Origin of the sequence: Agrobacterium fabrum str. C58 (assembly GCF_000092025.1) — a bacterium.
In the GTDB taxonomy this organism is placed as follows: Bacteria; Pseudomonadota; Alphaproteobacteria; order Rhizobiales; family Rhizobiaceae; genus Agrobacterium; species Agrobacterium fabrum.
This window is the reverse complement of record NC_003062.2, coordinates 1,770,238-1,791,672: the sequence shown is the minus strand read 5'-3', so window position 1 is coordinate 1,791,672 and position 21,435 is coordinate 1,770,238. Positions and strand designations below refer to the sequence as shown.

Below are 21,435 nucleotides of genomic sequence, written 5' to 3'. Positions count from 1 at the left end.
TATTCTCAATTATTCCGCAGGCGGACCCGCCAGAGTACTCTCCGCCGTCCCGATCGTCATGACATTGCCGCGCCAGGCCACCGCGCTGCCGATCCAGCTGCGCGCCCAGACGACGGGCATGATCAGGTCGCGGGCGATCATGGCCGGCAGCGTATAGAGCGACACTGGCCAGCCATTGAGGGCAGCGAGCGCCAGTTCCGGGCCGAACATGAGGGCTAGGACGACAGAGGCGGTCGCGGCGAGGTTCACATCCATCATGGCGGTGGCGGCAAGCGCGAAAAGAAGCGGCGGCAGCGCGCCGGTCAGGATTTCCGGTGCGAAATATTGCGGAAAGGTCACGCGTCTCAGCCGCGCCCAGCGGGTTTGGCGTGACCAGATTTCGCCGGCATGGCGCTGGCCGAGCGGTTGCTCGAACGGGGCGGAGACCAGATGCACCTTGCGGCCGGCGCTCCGCACCAGCTTCGTCGAGGCGGCGTCCTCGGCGATTTCGGCGGCGAGTGCGCGAATGCCGCCACGGTCCTCCAGGAACGGCTTGTTCCACAACATCGATTTGCCCTGTGCGAAACCGATGCCGATCGCTTCCGCTGCATATTGCCAGCGGCCCTGCGAGCCATTGAGGAAGGCGCATTCCACATTGGCCCAGAATCCCACAGGGCGGGAACCGAGCGGCGGAGAGCAGACCAGCCCGCTATCCGGCCGCCAGGCCGACATCATGGTGGCTATATAGGATTTCGGCATCAGCACGTTTGAATCGGCGAGAATCACCCATTCATATTTGGCGGCGCGCCAGCCCTTGACGCAATTGTTCAGCTTCGGATTGGCGCTGACGCGGTCGTCACCGATCAGCAATTGCATGGAGACCGAGGGAAATGCGGCGGCGGCTTTGCGGACTTCCGCGATCACGGGATCGAATTCGTCCGCGACGCAGAACAGCAACTCGTAATCCGGCCAGTCGAGCCCGAAGGCACGCGAGAGCGTCAGCGGCGTGAAGTTTTCGACGCCGCGTAGCGGCACCACCAGCGAGACCGGCGGCTTTTGCCGGACAAGATCGTTTTCCGCGTCCCGTCTCGTCAGTCGCCAGCCGGCGAGAACAATGCCGAGAAGATTGAAGGCGAGGAGCATAATTGCGCAAAGGGCAAAGACGGTTTCCATGCTGGCCAGTTCCACTCCCAAGCTTTCGGCGGTTCACCCGCCAATCGATTCCATGGAATTCGTCTCTGCCGATTATAACGTTTGCGTGACAGTTACATGTCATGATCGGCAGGCGGGAGGCTGCGCCGTGCATGAAAGCGCTGCGGGAGCCTCGCGCAAAGAAAAGCCCTTCATGAAGAAGGGCTCAATCATCATGACGGTCAGTGACTTTTAGTGGACGTTCAGGATATGGGCATGACTGCTTGCAACGAGAAACGATTCCCGTGCTATCTCGATGTCACATTTGCCGGCAATGGCATTGAGGCAGTTTCTGCGCGCTTCTTCATATTCAGGCCCATGTTCCTCGGGCCAGCGGTACATCAGCATGTCGAGCGCCACCAGCGGGCTGTAGATCTCCACGGCGACGCAAAGCGGCAGGTGGATGGCCACCGGTTTCATCCACGAGGCGTGGTGACACGGCTCTGTTCTGTTGATCAGCATGTCATTTTCCTCCCTGTTTCACGCGCCTTCATGGCGGTGTTTGCTCCCATGCGCGAAATGCTTGCCTCACGAAATGGTTCCCGATCACCTAAAATGTGATCGATAAGGGGGTTCCAATTTTCCAAGATGAATGGAAGATGAACAAATAGATGAACCGGAGATGAACAAAACCGCCCTTGGGGCGTTGTTGTGTCCATAAGAAGGAGAACGCATATGTTCAATTTGTCAGGCATTCAGGAAAGCTTCTTCGGAGACCGCATGGCTGGCGTATGCCAAGCAATCACGTCGGCGCTGGCCTTCGAATCGGGTCTCGAAAAGTCGCGCATTTCCGCAACCGTCGAAAATGACGTGATCTATCTGGAAGGCACGGCCGATTCGGTCGAGGCGATCGACATCGCCATCAATCTTGCCGCTTCCATCTCCAATTGCCGGATTTTGAGCCATATCGAGCCGGTTTACTAATTATTGCGCCAGCCGGGCGACAGGTCGTCCGGCTCATTCAGACACAATAACGTGGCAATGTTATTTCCGGTTGCCGATCTGCGCGCTGCGGACCATGTCGCCAGGCTTGATGCCATAACGTTTCGCGGCGCCGCCATTCAGCTCAAGCACAAATTTCACGGGCCCGCGGGAGCTGATGATCGCTTCCGAATGGGGAACCGCGTTTTCATGGATATGGGTGATTCGGCCGTCACCGGCGATGAACAGCATATCGAGCGGGATGAGGGTGTTGCGCATCCACATGGCGACGGCGCGTGTTTCACCAAAATCGAAAAGCATGCCGTTTTCTGGCGGCATGGACTTGCGGAACATCAGGCCCTGCGAGCGCTGGGCGTCGTCCAGTGCCAGTTCGGCAACGAAGTCCTGGGTTTTACCCGAGGTCGTCTCGATGGTAAGCGGCTCGGAGGTGAATGTCTGGCGTTCCTGAGACTGTGCGGCGCCGGCTAGCGTGAAAAAAACAAGCGCCATGACGGCGCCTTTCAGCATGGGACGCAGGCCGGACATCAATGCGACATCCCGATGGAAACCGGGTTATCGGGATGGATTTCCGCTGCCATCAGGCCCTTGTCGCCATCGCCGTAACGCACGAGCACCACCTGGCCGGGGCGCAGTTCCGTCAGGCCGAAACGGCGCAGCGTTTCCATATGCACGAAAATATCTTCCGTTCCTTCGCCACGCGTCAGGAAACCGAAACCCTTGGTGCGGTTGAACCACTTGACGATGGCACGCTCAAGCCCGCTATGCGGCGTCACCTGCACATGGGTGCGCACCGGCGGCAGCTGCGACGGGTGAACGGCGGTCGACTGATCCATGGACAGGATGCGGAAAACCTGGAAACCGCGGTCGCGCCGCTGGATGAGGGCGACGATGCGCGTGCCTTCAAGGATGGTCTGGTAGCCGTCGCGGCGCAGGCACGAGACGTGCAGCAGCACATCCTGTGTACCGTTATCGGGCACGATGAAGCCGAAACCCTTGGCGACGTCGAACCATTTCACGACGCCGGTGATTTCGGTCAGGTCGACGGCATCGCCCGAAAGGTCCTCGACATCGACTATCGTTTTCGATGACATCCTATCAGCCATATCCTGCCAACCCCTCGATTACGCGCCATACACCGGTCAACTGATTCCTGTGCGCCAGATTAACATCTTGGTAACGGTTTCACGCAAGCCCTAGTTTTTGATTTACGCACCTGCTTTTATGTCGCCGTCCTTGTCCGGGGCTTGCCATCGTGCGTTTAACGGCTTCGGACCCGTGTAATGGAGAGGAATAAAATGCGGTATCTGCACACGATGGTTCGCGTCAAAGACCTTGGCGAATCACTTAAATTCTACGTCGACCTTCTGGGTCTCACGGAAATACGCCGAATCGAGAATGAAAAAGGTCGGTTTACGCTGGTGTTTCTTTCCGCCCGCGACGACATTGCTGCGGCGAAGGAAAACAAGGCGCCGTGCCTGGAGCTGACCTATAACTGGGATACCGAGGATTATACTGGCGGCCGCAATTTCGGCCACCTCGCTTATGAAGTCGACAATATCTACGACTTCTGCGCGCGTCTTCAGCAGAGCGGCATCGTCATCAACCGGCCGCCGCGCGACGGGCACATGGCTTTTGTGCGCTCACCTGATGGTATTTCATTCGAAATTTTGCAGAAAGGCGAAAGCCTCGCACCAGCCGAACCGTGGATATCTATGCAGAATACCGGTTCCTGGTAGGGTTTTTTGAGCGAATACGGGCGGTTTTTCGCGCACTTGCCTTGTCCCGAGGGGATGAGGCATAGTCCGCGAATCAAAAACGGCCTGTTCCGTTTCGGGGAAGCGCACGATTCCGTTGCCGTGCTGCTGGTGAAAATGCAAGATACGGAGGCCATCCATGAAAACTGCAGAGAATGCGAAAGGACGCCTTTCCTGTAAGCGTTTTGTCGTCGCGGTTTCGCTGCTCGGGCTTTCCGGTTGCGTTTCGGCGGTGACGGATGACGAGATGGCCGCCACGACAAAGAAGCCGGAAATCGCCGCACAGCACAAGCCGCAGACGGCCGCAGCAGCCGTTGCTTCGCCGGCGACCGGCGCGCAGCCGGGGCATTATGTGGATCCCGCCGTCGCATCGGCGGCCGGCGTAAACAACGTTCCGGCCCAGCACCAGGCGCCCGGTAGTCCCGCACAGGGTTATGGTGCAGCCGCCGATATAGGCGGACTGACGACGCAGCCGACGGCGATTTCCGCCGGAACGTCCAGCATCTATTCAACAGCGACGCATTCCGGCTCTGCAGCCGCTCAAGGCATGGCCGCAGCCCAGGGCGGTTCCGCCCAGAAAATCATTCCTGCCGTCAGCAGCGTCTATTCCGCGCCGATACAGCCGTCCCAGCCGCAGCCCGTTGCCGCGCCGGTCGCTGTTCCGGTAGCCGCTCAGGTGCCGCCGGAACAGCATAGCGAAAATCGTCAGCCCGCCGCCGTGCCGGTGCCGCAGCCGGAACAGCGCGCGGCTGCACAGCCTGCCACCAATGCCGGAGCGACGGTTGAGGGGCGGGAAGGCGAGGGCAGGAGCCTGACGCTTGCGGCGTTTTTCGCCGGTGCCGCCAAGAAGCGTCTGCCGAAAATGATCGAAAGCGGCACGGCCGGTAACACCGAGGTTGCCGCCTTGTCCGGAGCGGCTGACGGGTCGATGGGTATTGCGCTTTCCGGCCGCTCGATGATGTCCGAGGAATTCGACGACGCTCACCTCGATGAAGAGGATGACCAGCCCAACGGCCTGATGAAGCTCGCCTCGCTTTCCGGCCTCACCCGCGTTTCCCCGAACGGGCTTTTCCTGCAGACGGACCACGTCGAAGTCGGCTGTTTCAAGCCGGAACTGGTACGGATGATCAAGGATGTGGAGCGTCACTATAACAGTCCGGCGATCGTCACCTCCGGTTATCGCCCGCCGAAGGGAATTAGGCAGGGCTCCAAGCACTACACTTGCGATGCCGCCGACATCCAGATCAAGGGTGTTTCCAAATGGGAACTCGCCACCTATCTGCGTTCCCTGCCGGATCGTGGCGGCGTGGGCACCTATTGCCACACTGAGTCAGTGCATATGGATACCGGCGAAGCGCGGGACTGGAACTGGCGCTGCCGCCGAACCGCCGCGCGCAAATAAGCCCGCTCGTTTTTTCGGCATCACGGCCATTCGGCGCACCTTCCGATAAGACTGGAGATCGCAGCCGCATGGACGGATGGCCCGGCTTGCTATAGGAGGCGGTTCGTTATGTCCCGCTTATGGTGCCTTGCGAATGCAGCCTGTCTCGACTTTCCCGATCTATATCGTTTCGATTGCGCGCGCACGGGCGCGGCTGGAGAAGATGCTGGAAGGCGCCTCCGGCCTCGGTCTCGACCTGCGGCCAGTAGAGGGGGTGGACGGCAAGACCATTTCCCCTGATGACTGGCGGGATTTCGACCGGCGCGGCTTTGAGCTGCGCAATGGCCGCCACGCCCTGCCGGGAGAATATGGCTGTTACGCCAGTCATATCAAAGCGCTTGAAACCTTCCTCGCGACCGATGCGCCTGTCGCCGTGATCGTCGAAGATGACGTTGCCTTCACGCCGGATTTCTCGGAACGGGTCAAGGCCATGGTTGCGGCGATGCCCGACGACGCCATCGTGAAACTGACCAACCACCGTCGAAAGGGCTTCAAGGCTCGCAAAACCAGCGCCCTTGGCGATACGTTCGGCCGATGCATCTATGGCCCGCAGGGCTCGTCTGCCTGCTACATCATCTCCCGCAGGGCTGCGGAGCGTTTTCTTAAGGCGGCACGAAGGATGACGCTGCCCTTCGACCGGGCTCTTGAATGCGGCTGGGGTTATGGCACCGAGGTCTACATCACCGATAAGGATTTCCTGCCATTCGGCGACCCGGATACGCTGGTCGGCACACGCGACGAATATAGGGGCAGCAAGTTCGCCCGTTTGAAGCGGGTTCCCGCCTATCTTTCCAGCTTTTACGACAATATCGCGCGGTACATCTACGCCTATCGGTAGGGATGGTCGTCCTGAGCCGGCAGGGCCGAAACATAGCGCAACCAATCGCGCGCTCTGATGGGAATGTTATGACCTGTCCGCGTCAAAATGCCTGATGTTGCGTGAGATAATTCTCCGTTACGATATACGGAGTTAAATCACAGCCTGGAAGTGTCCAAAATGTGGGATTTTTTCCCGATAGTCTTCTTGCCGTTCAAGCTTCTCGTGTTAGGCATCGGCATGTTTTTCGCCATCAAGTGGCATCACGATCAAGCCAAAAACAAGTAGAAAATCGGCGGACCCCAGCGCCCGCTGATCAGTAAGACACAACGCGTTCACTCCGGGTGGGGGCGTGCCGGCATGATGAATTTATCGGCTGACAAAGACCGGAACCTGAACTAGACATAATATATTAGACGGCGATACTCACAACGTGGATCGCAATGCTACTGCGCTGGTCTCTCATCGTCCTGCTGACTTTCGGACTTTCCCTCGATTCCGCCGCTGCGACGGAAACCGACGCGGTGGGCGCCTTCCACCACGCCGTTCAGGTGGGCGATGTCCAAACCATTCGAACCATGATTGCGGCTGACCCCGGTTTGGCCACGTCAAGGGACAAGTTCGGTTTCCAGCCGATCCATCTTCTCGACATGTACCCCGAAGAGGAGGTGCTCAACCTTCTGCTTAAAAATGGTGCCGACATCAACGCAGCGAATGACGAAGGCGTCACCATCCTCCATATCATCACCGATCCAGACACCGTTTCCCTGCTTGTAAAGCGCGGTGCGAATATCGAGGCCCGCGATGAGAGGGGATGGACGCCATTGATCATGCAGGCGAATAATCAGCAGAACGGCCCCGATGTGGTGGCTGCGCTTCTGGCCCAAGGTGCAGACCCGAATGCCGAGGGCTTCGCGGGTGAGACTGCTCTCTCATTTGCAAAACAAACTGGCGACGCGGCTCTTGTCCGTATGCTGATCGCAAGTGGTGCAAAGAATTAGCGCTGGCGGTTTAGAGAGTGTCTGTGCCGCCGCTACAAAGAAGCGAGGCTATGCATCACGTCGGTCACAGCAATGTCCGCAGCGCTGACAGGAGCATTCGGTGCGACACATATGTGAGGATGATCTTACCGGCGTGAAGAGTATTTTCAACGGTAAGTGCTTGATTCCGTTGGTGAGAGCGCAGGGATTCGAACCCTGGACCTACTGATTAAAAGTCAGTTGCTCTACCGGCTGAGCTACGCTCTCCCATGTCCGGGCTTGGTTGCCCTTCGGAAGTGCGCGGAACATAGGTAGAGCGATCCGTTCGGTCAACCCAAAAAAAGCGGTTTCGACACGCAATACGGTTTTTTTTGTCGCACCCCCAAAAAGGTGATTGGAGAGAGGGGGCGGCTAGGGATAAAACCGGCTTCAGACGTGTCGGGCAGACGGGTGAAATCGTTTTGCAGCAATGACATGCACGAAAATGAAGCGTGAAGCATCGGCGATTATTGAGAATCGCCGGTCTTTGCGGGATGCGGAGTTCTTTCTTGTCGATTGCCGATATTTCCCTGTTCAGCGCGCTTCTGGCTGGCGCTCTTTCATTTCTCTCGCCCTGCGTCCTGCCGCTGGTGCCGCCTTATCTCTGTTATATGGCGGGCGTTTCGGTCGAGCAGTTCAGGACGGAAGAGACCGCGCCGCGGCCGGAGGTTCGCAGAGCCGTGCTGTTTTCGGCTTTCTGCTTCACGCTGGGTTTCGCCACGGTGTTTGTGGCGCTGGGGGCCGGTGCCTCGACGATCGGTACGCTGCTGCGCCAGAATCTCGATATTCTCGCCAAAATCGGCGGTTTCATCATCATCCTCATGGGCCTGAATTTCCTCGGTGTTTTCCGCATCGGCCTGTTTTCGCGCGAGGCGCGGTTTCAGGGAGCGGGCAAGCCTGCCACGCTGTCCGGGGCCTATGTCATGGGTCTTGCTTTCGCCTTTGGCTGGACGCCGTGCATCGGCCCGGTTCTGGGGGCTATCCTCGGGGTTGCCGCGTCGCGTGATACGGTGGGCGATGGCGCGATGCTGCTTGCGGTCTATTCGCTTGGCCTTGCGGTGCCGTTCTGGATCGCGGCGGCGTTTTCCGGGTCGTTCATGCGTTTCCTCGTCCGTTTTCGCCGCCATCTTGGGCTGGTGGAAAAGCTGCTCGGTGTGCTGCTGGTGCTCACCGGTCTCGCTTTCATGTCCGGTTTCATCACCAATGTCGCGATCTGGTTCCAGGAGACCTTTCCGATCCTGATGCAAATCGGCTAAGCCTCTCGCGGATGTGAGGGAACGACCGTGGCTGATATCATTGGACTGCTGTTGCCGTTTTTTGGCCTGATCTTCATCGGCTACGGTGCAGCGCGCATAACAAAACAGCCGGTCGAGGCGATGGGCTGGCTGAATACCTTCATTATCTATGCCGCTCTGCCGGCGCTGTTTTTCAAGCTTGTCTCCAAGACGCCTGTGGAAGAGCTGGCACGGATGGATTTTGTCGCCGCCAGCCTTGCCTGCACCTACGGCATTTTCTTGGCTGTGTTCCTGATCGGCCGATTCGTGCGCCGGAACAGCCTCGCCGAAACCACCATCCAGAGTTTCGCGGCCAGCTACGGCAATATCGGTTACATGGGGCCGGGGCTTGCGCTCCTGGCGCTTGGCGAGAAGGCGGCGGTGCCGGTGGCGCTGATCGTCTGCCTTGAAAACGCCGCCCATTTCATCGTCGCGCCGGCGATGATGGCGGTTGCGGGCGGGGACAAGCGCTCAGCCGGCAAGCTCGCGCTGGATGTGGCGCGCAAGGTCATCACCCATCCGTTCATCGTGTCCGTTATCGCCGGATTTCTCGCTGCTTCGCTGTCGTGGCAGCCACCGGAGGCGGTGCAGCGGCTGGTGGATTATCTGGCGCAGTCGGCCGCCCCCTGCGCGCTGTTTGCCATGGGGGTGACGCTGGCGCTGCGGCCGATGAAACGCGTTCCGGTGGAGATCAGCTATATCGTGCCGGCCAAGCTGATATTGCATCCGCTCGCCGCTTATCTGGTGCTATCATCGCTGGGGCGCTTCGAGCCGGTGTGGATTTATTCCGCGGTGCTGCTGGCGGCGCTGCCGACCGCGACGAATGTCTTCGTCATCGGCCAGCAATATCACGTCTGGCAGGAGAGGGCGTCAGCGACGATCCTGATCTCGACGGTGCTGTCGGTCTTCACGCTGACGGGCGTGGTTTATTTCATCCAGCCTTTTTGAAGCTGCCGAACAGCAATGATGGCAAGGCCTTCAATCCGCGCCCCGGCTCGATGCCTTCGCGCATCACCATGCTTCTGAGCGTGCCGATGCCGGAGAGTACATGCAGGCCGGCCGCACGCGCCATCTGCACCGGAAGAAAATCTGAAAGAAGCGAGCGGTTCAGGAGATCGACGCTCAGCGTGCGGCTATAAACATCCGCCCGCCGTTTGCGGTCGAAGCTGCTGCCGGCGTCCGCCGCGATCGGCCGGTCGGAGACGGCGCCAAGCAGTTCCGTCAGTGCAATGATGTCGCGCAGGCTGAGGTTCAGGCCCTGCGCGCCGATGGGCGGGAAGCCATGCGCAGCTTCGCCGATCAGGGCGACGCGGCCCTTGCCGAAGCGGTGCGCCGTCATGGAGGAGAGCGGCCATGCCTGCACGCTGTTTTCCACGGTAACCGCGCCGAGCATGGATTGCATGCGCTCCTCGACCTTCAGGCTCAAGGTTTCCAGCGGCAGCGCCGTCAGTTCTTCCGCCTGCTGTGGGGTGACGACCCAGACGAGGCTGGAGCGGTCATCCGGCAGGGGAACCTGGGTGAAAGGCCCCGTCGGTGTGTGGAATTCCGTGGACACATTGCCATGCGGACGGCTGTGGGAAAAATTCAAAACCACGGCGGTCTGCGGATAGGACCAGGATTTGACGCCGATGCCGGCCGCTTCCCGCACCATCGATTTCCTGCCGTCGGCACCGATCAGAAAATCGGCGGAAAGCACTTCACCATCCGCGATCGTGACCGAAATCCGGTCATTGCCGATGTCGATCGTCTCGGCGGTTGTGTCGAGGCGGGTAATATTGTGTTCCTGTTCCACTGCTTCGCTGAGAACGCCGAGCAGCGCCTCGTTCGGGATATTCCAGCCAAAAGCATCGAGGCCGATTTCAGAGGAGCGGAACTGCACGGTCGGCGCGCGCAGCAGGCGGTCGGTGCCGTCGATGATCTGCATGGTGGAAAGGCGTGCGGCGGACGGCGCGATGCGTGACCAGAGGCCGAGACGGTCCATGAAGCGAATGGACTGGTCCATCAACGCCGTGGTGCGCTGATCCTTCTTCTCGCTTGAAGGTGCGATGAGCGCCACATGGCGGCCGGCCCGCGCCAGTGCGATGGCCGCGATCTGGCCCGCAAGTCCCGCACCTGTTATGGCGATATCGAAGTGTCTCATGGTCGTGATCCATTGTTATTTCCAAAACATCATAGAGGCTTTGGGCGGGTAAATCCACTTTCGCGCCGGAACATCCGCACACAAACATTCGTTGGTTGCGACGCTATATTAGTCTTAGGATAAGCGGATTGAGCCGGTTGCAAAGCGTGGTGAATGGCCGCATACCGGAATGAACAGGGCGGATGGAAAAACGGGGCGCAGGCGCTGACCATGAAAATTTTCAACTATAAGCGTGTTCCCTATGCGGAAATCCGCGCCTTTTCCGTTCATATCTTGACTGCGTCCGGGTCGTTTCTGGCTTTTCTTGGTGTCGTCGCCGCGTCTGAGCACCGTTTCGTCGACATGTTCTGGTGGCTGGGGCTTGCGCTTCTGGTTGATGGTATCGACGGCCCGATTGCCCGCAAGGTGCGGGTGAAGGAAGTGCTGCCCAACTGGTCTGGCGATACGCTCGACAATATCATCGACTACGTCACCTATGTGCTCTTGCCCGCCTTTGCGCTGTACCAGAGCGGCATGATCGGCGAGCCTTTGTCCTTCGTGGCGGCCGGCATGATCGTGGTGTCGAGTGCGATTTATTATGCCGATATGGGCATGAAGACGGATGAATATTTTTTCTCTGGCTTTCCGGTGGTGTGGAACATGGTGGTTTTCACCCTGTTCGTGATGGATGCCAGCGCCACCACGGCCATGACCGTCGTCACCGTCTCGGTGTTCCTGACGTTCCTGCCGATCAACTTCCTGCATCCGGTGCGGGTGAAGCGGTTGCGGCCGCTTAATCTCCTCGTCGTGGCCATCTGGTGCGCGCTTGGCGGTTATGCGCTGCTGATGCATTTCGAAACGCCGACATGGGCGGTGATCGCCTTCGTGGCGAGCGGCATCTATCTTTATTGCATCGGTGGAATTTTGCAGTTTTTCCCCTCGCTCGGCGCGAAATAAGAAAAAGATAAAGCCGTTTATTGCTTGTGTAAATTGCATTTAAGCAGCGTCTTTTTCAGTTGTGCGAAGCAGCAAAACAGTTATCAATACATCATGATGGCGCGGCATTGCATACGACTTGCGGCGCTATTGGGAACAATGACCGCGGCCGTTGAAACGCCTCGCAGAAGGCATGGACGTCCGGTGAGAGAGGGAACTCGTGACTGGAACTTTGGCACCGGAGGCCATGCCTCTCCTGTCCGTTCGCAAGCTGACCAAGCTGTTCGGCAATTTCGCCGCCTGCAACGGTATCGATCTCGATATAGCGCCGGGCGAAATCCATGCGCTTCTGGGTGAGAATGGTGCTGGCAAGTCAACGCTGGTCAAAATGCTGTTCGGCGTGCTCTCGCCGACCGAGGGCGATATTATCTGGCAGGGCCAGCCGGTTTCGGTGGGTTCGCCCAGCGAGGCCCGCAGGCTTGGCATCGGCATGGTGTTCCAGCATTTTTCGCTGTTCGAGGCACTGACGGTTGCTGAAAACATTGCCCTGTCGCTGGACCCGAAAATCTCATTGAAGGAAATCGCCAGGGAAGCGGAACAGCTTTCGCGCGCCTACGGTCTGCCGCTCGACCCCAATGCGCATGTGGCCGATCTGTCGGTCGGCGAACGCCAGCGCATCGAGATCGTCCGCGCTTTGTTGCAGAACCCGCGCCTTATCATTCTTGACGAGCCGACCTCGGTCTTGACGCCGCAGGAAGCCGACAAGCTGTTCGAGACGCTGGCAAAATTGAAGGCCGAAGGCCGCTCGGTGCTTTATATCAGCCATCGTCTCGAAGAGGTGCAGCGCATCTGCGACCGCGCCACCGTGCTGCGCCATGGCAAGGTGACGGGCGCCTGCGATCCGCGCAAGGAAACGCCGGCATCGCTGGCGCGTATGATGGTCGGCAGCGATGTCGCGAGCGTCTCGCGCGCCACCGGCGAGGCACTCGGCGCGCCGCAGATCGAGGTCATGGGGCTGTCCGTTGCGCCGCGCACGCCTTTTGCGGTGGCCTTGAAATCGATTTCCATGAATGTGCGCGCCGGAGAAGTGCTGGCGATTGCCGGTGTGGCCGGCAACGGGCAGGGCGAGCTGTTCGATGCGCTTTCGGGCGAATATCCCGTCTATAATAATGATGCCATCCATTTGCGCGGCAAGCCGGTCGGTCGTCTCGGCATTAATGGCCGGCGGCTGATGGGTGCCGGTTTCGTGCCGGAAGAGCGGCATGGCCATGCTGCCGTTCCCGGCATGAGCCTTTCCGACAATCTGTTGCTGGCGCGGTCGCGGTCCGACCGTAAGGCGTTTCTGACCGGTGGTTTCCTGCGCATCGTCAGGGGCTCGACCATTAAGGCGGCGGCGCGGCGCATTTCGGAAACCATGGATGTGCGCAAGAGCGGTGCCGATCCGCTGGCGGGTTCGCTTTCGGGTGGCAACCTGCAGAAATTCATCGTCGGGCGCGAGCTTGACCGTCAGCCTTCCGTGCTTGTCGTCAATCAGCCGACCTGGGGCGTGGATGCGGGTGCCGCAAGCCGCATCCGCCAGGCGCTGGTCGATCTTGCCAAGGCCGGCTCGGCGGTCATCGTTATCAGTCAGGATCTCGATGAAATCTTTGAGGTCGCCACCAATATCGCGGTCATTTCCGACGGCATGCTTTCCGAGGCCCATCCGGTGGAAGAGATGACGCTTGAAAAGATCGGCCTGTTGATGGGCGGCATTCACACGTCACAGTCGGGAGCCGCCCAGCATGCGCATTGAGCTTGAAAAACGGGCAGGGGTCTCCCGGCTTTTCACCCTGCTTTCGCCGCTTCTGGCGCTGGTTTTGACGCTGCTTGTCGGCGCCGTCATGTTCGCCATGCTCGGCAAGAACCCGCTCGATGCGCTTTACGCCTTTTTTGTCGAGCCGCTGCTCGAGGTGTGGTCGCTGCACGAGCTGGCGATCAAGGCAGCACCGCTGATCCTGATCGGCGTCGGCCTGTCGATCTGTTATCGCTCCAATAACTGGAATATCGGCGCGGAGGGGCAATTCACCATCGGTGCGATTACCGGATCCATCCTGCCGGTGCTTTATCCCGACTGGCACTCGCCGCTCATCCTGCCACTGATGATGGTGATGGGTGCCATCGGCGGCGCGCTTTATGCCGGTATTCCGGCGCTGTTGAAGACGAAGTTCAACACCAATGAAATCCTCGTCAGCCTGATGCTCGTCTATGTCGCCCAGCTTTTTCTCGACTGGCTGACGCGCGGCATCTGGCGCGATCCCGGCGGTTATAACTTCCCGCAGACGAAACCCTTCAACGACAGCGCGGTGCTGCCGGAAATGCTGGCATCGGGCCGGGCGCATTGGGGTTTCGTGTTCGCCATCGTCGCCGCCATCGCGCTGTGGTTCATGATGCGCTACATGCTGAAGGGCTTTGAAGTCACCGTGCTTGGCCAGTCGGCAAGGGCAGGGCGTTTTGCAGGTTTCTCATCAAGCCGCATGGTGTGGTTTTCGCTGCTGCTGTCAGGCGCGCTGGCAGGGCTTGCCGGCATTTCGGAAGCCTCCGGTTCCATCGGCCATCTCCAGCCCAGCATTTCACCGGGTTACGGCTTTACCGCCATCATCGTCGCCTTTCTCGGTCGTCTCAATCCGCTCGGAATCATCCTTTCCGGGCTGGTGCTGGCGCTGACCTATCTCGGTGGGGAGGCGGCGCAGCTTTCGATCGGTGTGTCAGACAAGGTGACACGGGTGTTTCAGGGGCTGATGCTGTTCTTCGTCCTGTCCTGCGATACGCTGATTTTTTATCGCATCCGGGTCGTCTTCGCCGGCAAGACACATCGCAAAGAAGGAGCGGCATGATGGATATGCTTCAGGCCATTCTTCTCACCGTCATCACCGCCGCCACGCCGCTGGTCATCGCCGCCTCCGGCGAGCTTGTGGCGGAGCGCTCCGGCGTGCTCAATCTCGGCGTCGAGGGCATGATGATCATGGGCGCGGTCTGCGCCTTCGCCGCTACGCATATGACGGGGTCTCCCTATCTCGGCATTCTGGCCGGCATTGCGTCGGGCGCGGTCTTCTCGCTGCTGTTCGGTTTCCTGACGCTGACGCTTGTCACCAATCAGGTGGCAACGGGCCTTGCGCTGACCATTCTCGGGCTTGGTGTTTCCGGTATGCTGGGCGAAAGTTTCGTCGGCCTGCCGGGCATCAAGCTGCAGCCGATCGTCTTTCCGGTTCTGTCGGAAATTCCCTTCATCGGGCCATTGCTGTTCCGGCAGGACCTGATCTTCTACATGTCCATCGCGCTGGTCTTCGGCATCAGCTGGTTCCTGTTCAAGAGCCGCGCGGGCCTGAAAATCCGCGCTATCGGCGATAACCACGCCTCGGCCCATGCGCTCGGCATCAATGTCATCCGCACGCGGTATCTGGCGGTCATGTTCGGCGGCGCCTGTGCGGGTCTTGCAGGAGCTCAGCTGTCGCTGGTCTATACACCGCAATGGGTGGAAAACATGTCGGCCGGGCGCGGCTGGATTGCGCTCGCACTCGTCGTTTTCGCCTCCTGGCGTCCGTGGCGCCTGCTGGCGGGCGGTTATTTGTTCGGTGCCGTCACCATCGGCCAATTGCATGCGCAGGCCTTCGGCATCGGCGTACCGTCGCAGCTGCTTTCGGCACTACCTTACCTTGCAACTATTGTCGTGCTCGTGATCATCTCGCATAATCGCCGCACGACCTTGATCAACACACCGGCATCGCTGGGCAAATCCTTCGTGCCGGACAGGTGAAGAAGAATCCTCAAGTCTCCAAACCAACAGGGGTAAAAATGAAAAAACTGGTCATCGCACTTGCCGCGTCCGTCGCGGCGCTCGGAGGCGTCGTTTCCTCCGCTGAAGCCGCCGACGCCAAGAAGGTCTGCTTCATCTATGTCGGCAGCCGCACCGATGGCGGCTGGACGCAGGCGCATGAAATCGGTCGCGAAGAGCTGCAGAAGCATTTCGGCGACAAGATCGAAACGCCTTTCCTCGAAAGCGTTCCAGAAGGCCCGGATGCCGAGCGCGCCATCGAGCGTATGGCCCGTTCCGGTTGCGAACTGGTGTTCACCACCTCCTTCGGCTTCATGGATGCGACCGTGAAGGTGGCCCAGAAGTTCCCCAAGGTGAAGTTCGAGCACGCCACCGGCTTCAAGACGGCCGAAAACGTCGCGACCTATAATTCGCGTTTCTATGAAGGCCGCTACATTCAGGGCCAGATCGCCGCGAAGATGTCCAAGAAGGGTCTCGCCGGTTACATCGCCTCCTTCCCGATCCCGGAAGTGGTGATGGGCATTGACGCCTTCGTTCTCGGCGCGCAGTCGGTGAACCCGGACTTCAAGCTCAAGGTCGTCTGGGCCAATACCTGGTTCGACCCCGGCAAGGAAGCCGATGCTGCCAAGGCTCTGATCGACCAGGGCGTCGATATCCTGACGCAGCACACCGACACGACGGCACCGATGCAGGTTGCAGCGGAACGCGGCATCAAGGCTTTCGGTCAGGCTTCCGACATGATCGCGGCCGGCCCGCAGACGCAGCTGACCGCCATCAAGGACACTTGGGGTGCCTATTACATCAAGCGCACGCAGGCGCTTCTCGATGGTACCTGGAAGTCCGAATCCGTCTGGGACGGCCTGAAGGACGGCATCCTGACCATGGCGCCCTACACCAACATGCCTGACGACGTGAAAAAGATGGCTGAGGAAACCGAAGCCAAGATCAAGTCGGGCGAGCTGCACCCCTTCACCGGCCCGGTGAAGAAGCAGGACGGCTCGGAATGGCTGAAGGCGGGTGAAAAGGCCGAAGACAAGGTTCTGCTCGGCCTCAACTTCTACGTTGCCGGCGTGGACGACAAGCTGCCGCAATAATGCGGATTCTCTTCCATTACTGATGAAAGGCCGCACATGAAACTCATGTGCGGCCTTGCTTATTTTCATACGTTTTATTGTGCGGATGAAGTTTGTCTTTGCTTTTCACGCCACTTGATGTTTTTCACTATAATCTGACTTGAGATACACACGTCAGGCGCGATTTTTTGAAATCGCCAGCCGAACGGAAGGACATGACATTTGCAGCGCGGAATGCTCGATGCGGCGATCGGTTTTCGAAAGCTGCGGACAAATCATGCACAGGTCGTTCACAAGCTCGGTCTCGATATCGTCTCCGGCACCTTCAAGACGGGTGACATCCTGCCGGGTGACGCCGATTTGATGGAACGGCTGAAAGTATCCCGCACGGTGCTTCGCGAGGCGATGAAGACGCTCACCGCCAAGGGCATGATCTCCCCCAAGGCGCGCATCGGCACTCGGGTGACGGAGCGAGAAAGCTGGAACATGTTCGACAGCGAGGTGCTGCTCTGGCACTTCGAGGCGGGTGTCAGCGAGGAATTCCTGCTGCATCTCTACGATATCCGCCAGGCTTTCGAACCCTATGGTGCGGGTCTTGCAGCCACCAGAGCAAAAGATACCGATATTGCGAGGCTCGTCGCTTACGCCAACGAGATGGGCAACACTGCCTATTCCAAGGAAAAGCGGGCGATTGCGGACATGAATTTTCATGTCCTTATTACCGAAATGTCCGGCAACCCGTTCATGCGCACCGTTGGTTCGTTGATCAAGGCGGCGCTGGCGGGCATTTTCCGGATGAGCAACCCGGAAGCCGATCCCAACGAGATTTCCGACGTGTCTGCCTCTCACCTGCGGCTCGTCGAAGCGTTTCGCCTGCGCGATGAGGTTGCGGCCCGGCACGAGATGGAAAGACTGATTGAAAACGGCCGTCAACAGATACTCGAATTCACGGCCCGAAACTCCCGCAGATAGATCATGCCAGCCTGCCGCTGATCACGTTTGATGAAAATCGGCGTGGAAATTTGGTGGAGATTTGCATGGTTTCTTAAGTGGGGCGCCGTTATAGCAGTGCCGGAAAGAAATCACCCATACGCCCGTCCGCGATACCGGCCGGCGTAAAGTCAAACATTGCCCCTGTCCGGGCCGCCTGTGGCCGGTGACGGGGTGTTGGAGGTCTTATGGAGCGTAGCTCTCTAGCCGTTATTCTCGCAGCGGGCGATAGCACGCGCATGAAGTCTTCGAAGTCCAAGGTACTGCATCCGGTCGCGGGACGTCCGATGATCGGGCACGTGGTGGAGGCGGTTGCTGGAGCGGGCGTCGGCGCGGTGGCGCTGGTCGTCGGGCGCGATGCCGACAATGTCGCTGCCGCTGCAAGTCTCAAGGGCCTCCAGGTGGAGGCCTTCCTGCAGAAGGAACGCAAGGGCACTGGCCATGCGGTTCTCGCCGCACGCGAAGCGATCAAACGCGGTTTTGACGACGTCATCGTTGCTTATGGCGATGTACCGCTCATCACCTCGGCCACGCTCGACAGGGCGCGCGAGGCGATTGCCGCCGGTGCCGATGTGGCTGTCATCGGTTTTCATACCGATCGTCCCACGGGTTATGGTCGACTTCTGGTCGAGAATGGCGAGCTGGTCGCGATCCGCGAGGAGAAGGACGCCACCGACGAGGAACGCAAGGTCACCTGGTGCAACAGCGGATTGATGGCCATTAACGGCCGCAATGCGCTGGATCTGCTGGACCGGATCGGCAATAGCAACGTGAAGGGCGAATATTATCTAACTGACGTCGTCGAGATCGCCCGTTCTCTCGGCCGCCGCGCCATCGCCATCGATGCACCGGAAAAGGAACTGACCGGCTGCAACAACCGCGCTGAGCTCGCCTTTATCGAGAGGCTCTGGCAGGAGCGGCGCCGTCACGAATTGATGGTCGACGGCGTTTCGATGATTGCGCCAGAGACCGTGTTCCTTTCCTTCGATACAAAGATCGGTCAGGATGTTCTGATCGAGCCTAACGTCGTGTTCGGTCCCGGCGTTACGATCGAGCCGGGCGCCATCGTTCATGCGTTTTCGCATCTTGAAGGCGCTCACCTGGCCGAAGGTGCGGTTGTCGGTCCGTTTGCGCGGTTGCGTCCGGGTGCAAACCTGCACGCCAATGCCAAGGTCGGCAATTTCTGCGAGGTCAAGAAGGCCGAGATCGGCGAGGGCGCCAAGGTCAACCATCTGACCTATATCGGCGATGCTTTCGTGGGTGCAGGCAGCAATATAGGCGCGGGTGCCATCACCTGTAATTATGATGGTTACAACAAGTCCGAAACGCGGATCGGGGCCAACAGCTTCATCGGCTCGAATTCGTCGCTGGTCGCTCCCGTCACCATTGGAGAGCGGGCCTATATCGCCTCCGGCAGCGTGATTACCGATGATGTGCCGGCCGATGCGCTTGCTTTCGGGCGCGCGCGCCAGGAGGTGAAGCCGGGCAGGGCGGTCGCCTTGCGCGAGCGGGCGAAAGCGCAGAAGGAAGCGAAGAAAAAGTCCTCTTGAGAGACGTTACCGAGCGATACTGAAAGTGACCGGCGGCATAATTGCCGATTTCAGAGAAACGGTTAAAGCATTTCCAGTAAAAGTGCGCAGCGGTTTTACGTCCGGAAATGCGTCAGAATAAAAAGGTGGAGTATTTTCGCATTTCACGGAAAGGCGGAAATACTCTGGAAGTTTCGGCGAAGAGATCGCCGTCTGGAGAAATATATGTGCGGAATTGTCGGAATTGTCGGAACCCAGCCCGTTGCTGAACGGCTTGTCGATGCGCTGAAGCGCCTCGAATATCGCGGTTACGATTCGGCGGGTGTCGCCACCATCGACAATGGCGCGATGGACCGGCGCCGGGCGGAAGGCAAGCTGTTCAATCTGGAAAAGCTGGTTTCGGAAAAGCCGCTGCCGGGTGTCGTTGGCATTGCGCATACGCGCTGGGCGACCCACGGCGTTCCGAACGAAATCAACGCCCACCCGCATTTCGTTGACGGCGTTGCCGTCGTGCATAACGGCATCATCGAAAACTTCTCCGAATTGCGCGAGGAACTGAGCGCCGAGGGTGCAACCTTTACCACCCAGACCGATACCGAAGTGGTGGCGCAGCTTCTGGCGAAATACACCCGCGAGGGGCTTGGCCATCGCGAAGCAATGTTGAAGATGCTGAACCACGTAACGGGCGCCTATGCGCTGGTCGTGATGTTTCAGGACGATCCCGGTACGCTGCTTTCGGCGCGCTCCGGCCCGCCGCTTGCGGTTGGTTACGGCAGGGGCGAAATGTTCCTGGGGTCCGACGCGATCGCGCTTTCGCCCTTCACCAACGAGATCACCTATCTGGTCGATGGCGACTGCGCCATCGTGACCCGGGACGGCGCGGAAATCATCGATTTCTCCGGCAAGCCGGTGAAACGCGAGCGCCAGATTTCGCAGGCGACGGCTTTTGTGGTCGACAAGGGCAATCACCGCCATTTCATGGAAAAGGAAATCTATGAGCAGCCGGAAGTCATTTCCCACGCGCTCAGCCACTATGTGGATTTCGCCACCAGGACCGTGAAGGACGCCGATAAGGCGATTGATTTTGCCAGCCTTTCCGGCCTTGCCATCTCCGCCTGCGGCACGGCCTATCTGTCAGGCCTGATCGGCAAATACTGGTTCGAGCGTTATGCCCGCCTGCCGGTGGAAATCGATGTTGCCTCGGAGTTCCGTTACCGCGAAATCCCGCTTGTTCCCACGCAGGCGGCGCTGTTCATTTCGCAATCTGGCGAAACCGCCGATACGCTGGCGGCCCTGCGTTATTGCCAGCAGGAGGGTCTGAAGATCGGCGCGGTGGTCAATACCCGCGAATCGACCATGGCGCGCGAATCCGATGCGATCTTTCCGATCCTCGCCGGGCCGGAAATCGGCGTTGCCTCCACCAAGGCCTTTACCTGCCAGCTTGCGGTGCTTGCTTCGCTGGCCGTTGCCGCCGGCAAGGCGCGCGGCACGCTGAAACCGGGTGAAGAAAAGCAGCTGGTGCAGCAGCTGATCGAGATGCCGCGCATCATGAGCAAGGTGTTGAACGTCATCCAGCCGCAGATCGAGGCGCTGTCGCGTGACCTGTCGCGCTTCAAGGATGTGCTTTATCTCGGCCGTGGCACCAGCTTCCCGCTGGCGCTGGAAGGCGCGCTGAAGCTCAAGGAAATCTCCTATATCCACGCTGAAGGTTACGCCGCTGGCGAGCTGAAGCATGGGCCTATCGCGCTGATCGACGAGAACATGCCGGTTATCGTCATTGCTCCGCACGACCGCTTCTTCGAAAAGACCGTGTCGAACATGCAGGAAGTAGCCGCGCGCGGCGGCCGCATCATCTTCATCACTGATGAGAAGGGTGCTGCCGCTTCCAAGCTCGAAACCATGGCGACGATCACGCTGCCCAATGTCGATGAACTGATCGCGCCGATGGTCTTCTCGCTGCCGATCCAGCTGCTCGCCTATCACACCGCCGTCTTCATGGGCACGGATGTGGACCAGCCGCGCAATCTGGCGAAATCGGTGACCGTGGAATGATCATCCGGCCGGAGCGGCAGGGTGATGAAGAGGCGATCGCTCGCGTTACGGAAGATGCCTTCCGTAACGTCGAACACCGTAGCGGGACAGAACAACTGATCGTCGCGCGGCTGCGGGACGCCGGCGCTCTGACGGTTTCACTGGTTGCGGAAGACAGCGAAGGCATCATCGGCCATGTCGGTTTCTCGCCGGTGACGCTGTCGAGTGGCGAGACCGGCTGGTTCTGCCTCGCGCCGCTCTCCGTTACACCTGAAAGGCAGGGCGAAGGTGTCGGTTCGAGGCTGGCGCGTGACGGGCTTGCCGTGCTGGAGCGGCTGAGCGCTGCCGGCTGCGTTGTTGTCGGCGATCCCGCCTATTACGGCCGCTTCGGTTTTCGCCCTGTCGCGGGCCTGAGTGCCGAGGGGATTCCTGACGAATATTTCACAGTTCTTCGCTTGCATGGCGGAACTCCATCCGGCATTGTCGGTTTTCATCCGGGTTTCGATGGCGACAACGCTTAATTCCGAAC

Annotated in this window: 21 protein-coding genes and 1 tRNA gene; 16 read left to right on the top strand and 6 right to left on the bottom strand. The window is 59.4% G+C overall.

Translation table 11 applies throughout. The features are described 5' to 3' along the window. Positions 1 to 9 precede the first annotated feature (9 nt). Positions 10 to 1,152 (bottom strand): ceramide glucosyltransferase, encoded by a 1,143-nt coding sequence (locus ATU_RS08850; protein WP_010971881.1) that lies wholly within the window; start codon positions 1,150 to 1,152, stop codon positions 10 to 12. 210 nt (positions 1,153 to 1,362) lie between these two features. Continuing rightward, positions 1,363 to 1,632 (bottom strand): DUF982 domain-containing protein, encoded by a 270-nt coding sequence (locus ATU_RS08845; RefSeq protein WP_006314278.1) that lies wholly within the window; start codon positions 1,630 to 1,632, stop codon positions 1,363 to 1,365. A 213-nt stretch (positions 1,633 to 1,845) separates the two neighbouring features. Here ATU_RS08845 and ATU_RS08840 point away from each other — a divergent pair, with 213 nt between their 5' ends. Further along, entirely contained in the window at positions 1,846 to 2,094 is a 249-nt protein-coding gene (locus tag ATU_RS08840) for a BON domain-containing protein (RefSeq protein WP_003522642.1), read from the top strand. Between the two features lie 60 nt (positions 2,095 to 2,154). Here ATU_RS08840 and ATU_RS08835 read toward each other — a convergent pair whose 3' ends face one another. Together ATU_RS08835 and ATU_RS08830 are read right to left on the bottom strand one after the other, a co-directional pair. Then, positions 2,155 to 2,637 (bottom strand): DUF192 domain-containing protein, encoded by a 483-nt coding sequence (locus tag ATU_RS08835; protein WP_035258632.1) that lies wholly within the window; start codon positions 2,635 to 2,637, stop codon positions 2,155 to 2,157. Then, on the bottom strand, positions 2,637 to 3,215 hold the full coding sequence (locus ATU_RS08830; RefSeq protein WP_010971879.1) for a cold-shock protein: 579 nt from the start codon (positions 3,213 to 3,215) through the stop codon (positions 2,637 to 2,639). Before ATU_RS08830 ends, ATU_RS08835 begins: the two co-directional genes overlap by 1 nt. 192 nt (positions 3,216 to 3,407) lie before the next feature. Here ATU_RS08830 and ATU_RS08825 point away from each other — a divergent pair, with 192 nt between their 5' ends. The 4 genes from ATU_RS08825 to ATU_RS08810 all read left to right on the top strand — a co-directional run bounded on the left by ATU_RS08825 (position 3,408) and on the right by ATU_RS08810 (position 7,125). After that, on the top strand, positions 3,408 to 3,848 hold the full coding sequence (locus ATU_RS08825; RefSeq protein WP_010971878.1) for a VOC family protein: 441 nt from the start codon (positions 3,408 to 3,410) through the stop codon (positions 3,846 to 3,848). A gap of 157 nt (positions 3,849 to 4,005) precedes the next feature. Next, positions 4,006 to 5,268 (top strand): YcbK family protein, encoded by a 1,263-nt coding sequence (locus tag ATU_RS08820; RefSeq protein WP_035258631.1) that lies wholly within the window; start codon positions 4,006 to 4,008, stop codon positions 5,266 to 5,268. A 133-nt stretch (positions 5,269 to 5,401) separates the two neighbouring features. After that, positions 5,402 to 6,145, top strand: coding sequence for a glycosyltransferase family 25 protein (locus ATU_RS08815; protein WP_010971875.1), 744 nt, complete (start codon positions 5,402 to 5,404; stop codon positions 6,143 to 6,145). A 422-nt stretch (positions 6,146 to 6,567) separates the two neighbouring features. Next, positions 6,568 to 7,125: an ankyrin repeat domain-containing protein gene (locus tag ATU_RS08810; protein WP_010971874.1), complete on the top strand. Its 558-nt coding sequence runs from the start codon at positions 6,568 to 6,570 to the stop codon at positions 7,123 to 7,125. 170 nt (positions 7,126 to 7,295) lie between these two features. On the opposite strand, the gene ATU_RS08805 is transcribed toward ATU_RS08810, so the two are convergent. Next, positions 7,296 to 7,371: transfer RNA gene (locus ATU_RS08805), tRNA-Lys, on the bottom strand. 281 nt (positions 7,372 to 7,652) lie between these two features. On the opposite strand from ATU_RS08805, the gene ATU_RS08800 reads away from it, so the two are divergent. Next, on the top strand, positions 7,653 to 8,399 hold the full coding sequence (locus ATU_RS08800) for a cytochrome c biogenesis CcdA family protein (RefSeq protein ID WP_006314286.1): 747 nt from the start codon (positions 7,653 to 7,655) through the stop codon (positions 8,397 to 8,399). A gap of 27 nt (positions 8,400 to 8,426) precedes the next feature. Next, complete coding sequence (locus ATU_RS08795; RefSeq protein ID WP_010971872.1) at positions 8,427 to 9,365, top strand: AEC family transporter; 939 nt, start codon at positions 8,427 to 8,429, stop codon at positions 9,363 to 9,365. On the opposite strand, the gene ATU_RS08790 is transcribed toward ATU_RS08795, so the two are convergent. Then, positions 9,349 to 10,557 carry a UbiH/UbiF family hydroxylase gene (locus ATU_RS08790; RefSeq protein ID WP_010971871.1) on the bottom strand — a complete coding sequence of 403 codons (1,209 nt, stop codon included), beginning with the start codon at positions 10,555 to 10,557 and terminating at the stop codon, positions 9,349 to 9,351. The genes ATU_RS08795 and ATU_RS08790 overlap by 17 nt on opposite strands. Before the next feature lie 210 nt (positions 10,558 to 10,767). Between ATU_RS08790 and pcsA the strand changes: the two genes are divergently transcribed. The 9 genes from pcsA to ATU_RS08745 all read left to right on the top strand — a co-directional run bounded on the left by pcsA (position 10,768) and on the right by ATU_RS08745 (position 21,427). After that, on the top strand, positions 10,768 to 11,493 hold the full coding sequence (gene pcsA, locus ATU_RS08785; protein ID WP_010971870.1) for a phosphatidylcholine synthase: 726 nt from the start codon (positions 10,768 to 10,770) through the stop codon (positions 11,491 to 11,493). A 211-nt stretch (positions 11,494 to 11,704) separates the two neighbouring features. Further along, positions 11,705 to 13,264, top strand: a complete 1,560-nt coding sequence (locus ATU_RS08780; protein WP_035258629.1) for an ABC transporter ATP-binding protein — start codon at positions 11,705 to 11,707, stop codon at positions 13,262 to 13,264. Continuing rightward, positions 13,254 to 14,345, top strand: coding sequence for an ABC transporter permease (locus tag ATU_RS08775; protein WP_010971868.1), 1,092 nt, complete (start codon positions 13,254 to 13,256; stop codon positions 14,343 to 14,345). The genes ATU_RS08780 and ATU_RS08775 overlap by 11 nt, the downstream gene beginning before the upstream one ends. Further along, on the top strand, positions 14,345 to 15,265 hold the full coding sequence (locus tag ATU_RS08770; protein WP_035215879.1) for an ABC transporter permease: 921 nt from the start codon (positions 14,345 to 14,347) through the stop codon (positions 15,263 to 15,265). The genes ATU_RS08775 and ATU_RS08770 overlap by 1 nt, the downstream gene beginning before the upstream one ends. 38 nt (positions 15,266 to 15,303) lie before the next feature. Beyond that, positions 15,304 to 16,377 carry a BMP family ABC transporter substrate-binding protein gene (locus tag ATU_RS08765; RefSeq protein WP_006314293.1) on the top strand — a complete coding sequence of 358 codons (1,074 nt, stop codon included), beginning with the start codon at positions 15,304 to 15,306 and terminating at the stop codon, positions 16,375 to 16,377. Positions 16,378 to 16,590: 213 nt separating this feature from the next. Next, a complete protein-coding gene (locus ATU_RS08760) occupies positions 16,591 to 17,328 on the top strand; it encodes a FadR/GntR family transcriptional regulator (RefSeq protein WP_010971867.1) in 738 nt (245 codons plus the stop codon). Positions 17,329 to 17,534: 206 nt separating this feature from the next. After that, a complete protein-coding gene (gene glmU, locus ATU_RS08755) occupies positions 17,535 to 18,896 on the top strand; it encodes a bifunctional UDP-N-acetylglucosamine diphosphorylase/glucosamine-1-phosphate N-acetyltransferase GlmU (RefSeq protein WP_010971866.1) in 1,362 nt (453 codons plus the stop codon). 204 nt (positions 18,897 to 19,100) lie between these two features. Further along, positions 19,101 to 20,927: a glutamine--fructose-6-phosphate transaminase (isomerizing) gene (gene glmS, locus ATU_RS08750; RefSeq protein ID WP_010971865.1), complete on the top strand. Its 1,827-nt coding sequence runs from the start codon at positions 19,101 to 19,103 to the stop codon at positions 20,925 to 20,927. Continuing rightward, the gene (locus ATU_RS08745) at positions 20,924 to 21,427 is read left to right on the top strand and encodes a GNAT family N-acetyltransferase (protein WP_010971864.1); all 504 of its coding nucleotides are present in this window, start codon (positions 20,924 to 20,926) and stop codon (positions 21,425 to 21,427) included. Before glmS ends, ATU_RS08745 begins: the two co-directional genes overlap by 4 nt. The last annotated feature ends 8 nt before the right edge of the window (positions 21,428 to 21,435 follow it).

Coding starts and splice junctions, on each gene's coding strand:
- ATU_RS08845 (WP_006314278.1), bottom strand. CDS start 1,632: ATGCTGATCAACAGAACAGAGCCGTGTCACCACGCCTCGTGGATGAAA.
- ATU_RS08775 (WP_010971868.1), top strand. CDS start 13,254: ATGCGCATTGAGCTTGAAAAACGGGCAGGGGTCTCCCGGCTTTTCACC.
- ATU_RS08825 (WP_010971878.1), top strand. CDS start 3,408: ATGCGGTATCTGCACACGATGGTTCGCGTCAAAGACCTTGGCGAATCA.
- ATU_RS08820 (WP_035258631.1), top strand. CDS start 4,006: ATGAAAACTGCAGAGAATGCGAAAGGACGCCTTTCCTGTAAGCGTTTT.
- ATU_RS08745 (WP_010971864.1), top strand. CDS start 20,924: ATGATCATCCGGCCGGAGCGGCAGGGTGATGAAGAGGCGATCGCTCGC.
- ATU_RS08830 (WP_010971879.1), bottom strand. CDS start 3,215: ATGGCTGATAGGATGTCATCGAAAACGATAGTCGATGTCGAGGACCTT.
- ATU_RS08790 (WP_010971871.1), bottom strand. CDS start 10,557: ATGAGACACTTCGATATCGCCATAACAGGTGCGGGACTTGCGGGCCAG.
- ATU_RS08810 (WP_010971874.1), top strand. CDS start 6,568: ATGCTACTGCGCTGGTCTCTCATCGTCCTGCTGACTTTCGGACTTTCC.
- ATU_RS08765 (WP_006314293.1), top strand. CDS start 15,304: ATGAAAAAACTGGTCATCGCACTTGCCGCGTCCGTCGCGGCGCTCGGA.
- pcsA (WP_010971870.1), top strand. CDS start 10,768: ATGAAAATTTTCAACTATAAGCGTGTTCCCTATGCGGAAATCCGCGCC.
- glmU (WP_010971866.1), top strand. CDS start 17,535: ATGGAGCGTAGCTCTCTAGCCGTTATTCTCGCAGCGGGCGATAGCACG.
- ATU_RS08840 (WP_003522642.1), top strand. CDS start 1,846: ATGTTCAATTTGTCAGGCATTCAGGAAAGCTTCTTCGGAGACCGCATG.
- glmS (WP_010971865.1), top strand. CDS start 19,101: ATGTGCGGAATTGTCGGAATTGTCGGAACCCAGCCCGTTGCTGAACGG.
- ATU_RS08815 (WP_010971875.1), top strand. CDS start 5,402: ATGCAGCCTGTCTCGACTTTCCCGATCTATATCGTTTCGATTGCGCGC.
- ATU_RS08835 (WP_035258632.1), bottom strand. CDS start 2,637: ATGTCCGGCCTGCGTCCCATGCTGAAAGGCGCCGTCATGGCGCTTGTT.
- ATU_RS08850 (WP_010971881.1), bottom strand. CDS start 1,152: ATGGAAACCGTCTTTGCCCTTTGCGCAATTATGCTCCTCGCCTTCAAT.
- ATU_RS08770 (WP_035215879.1), top strand. CDS start 14,345: ATGGATATGCTTCAGGCCATTCTTCTCACCGTCATCACCGCCGCCACG.
- ATU_RS08760 (WP_010971867.1), top strand. CDS start 16,591: ATGCTCGATGCGGCGATCGGTTTTCGAAAGCTGCGGACAAATCATGCA.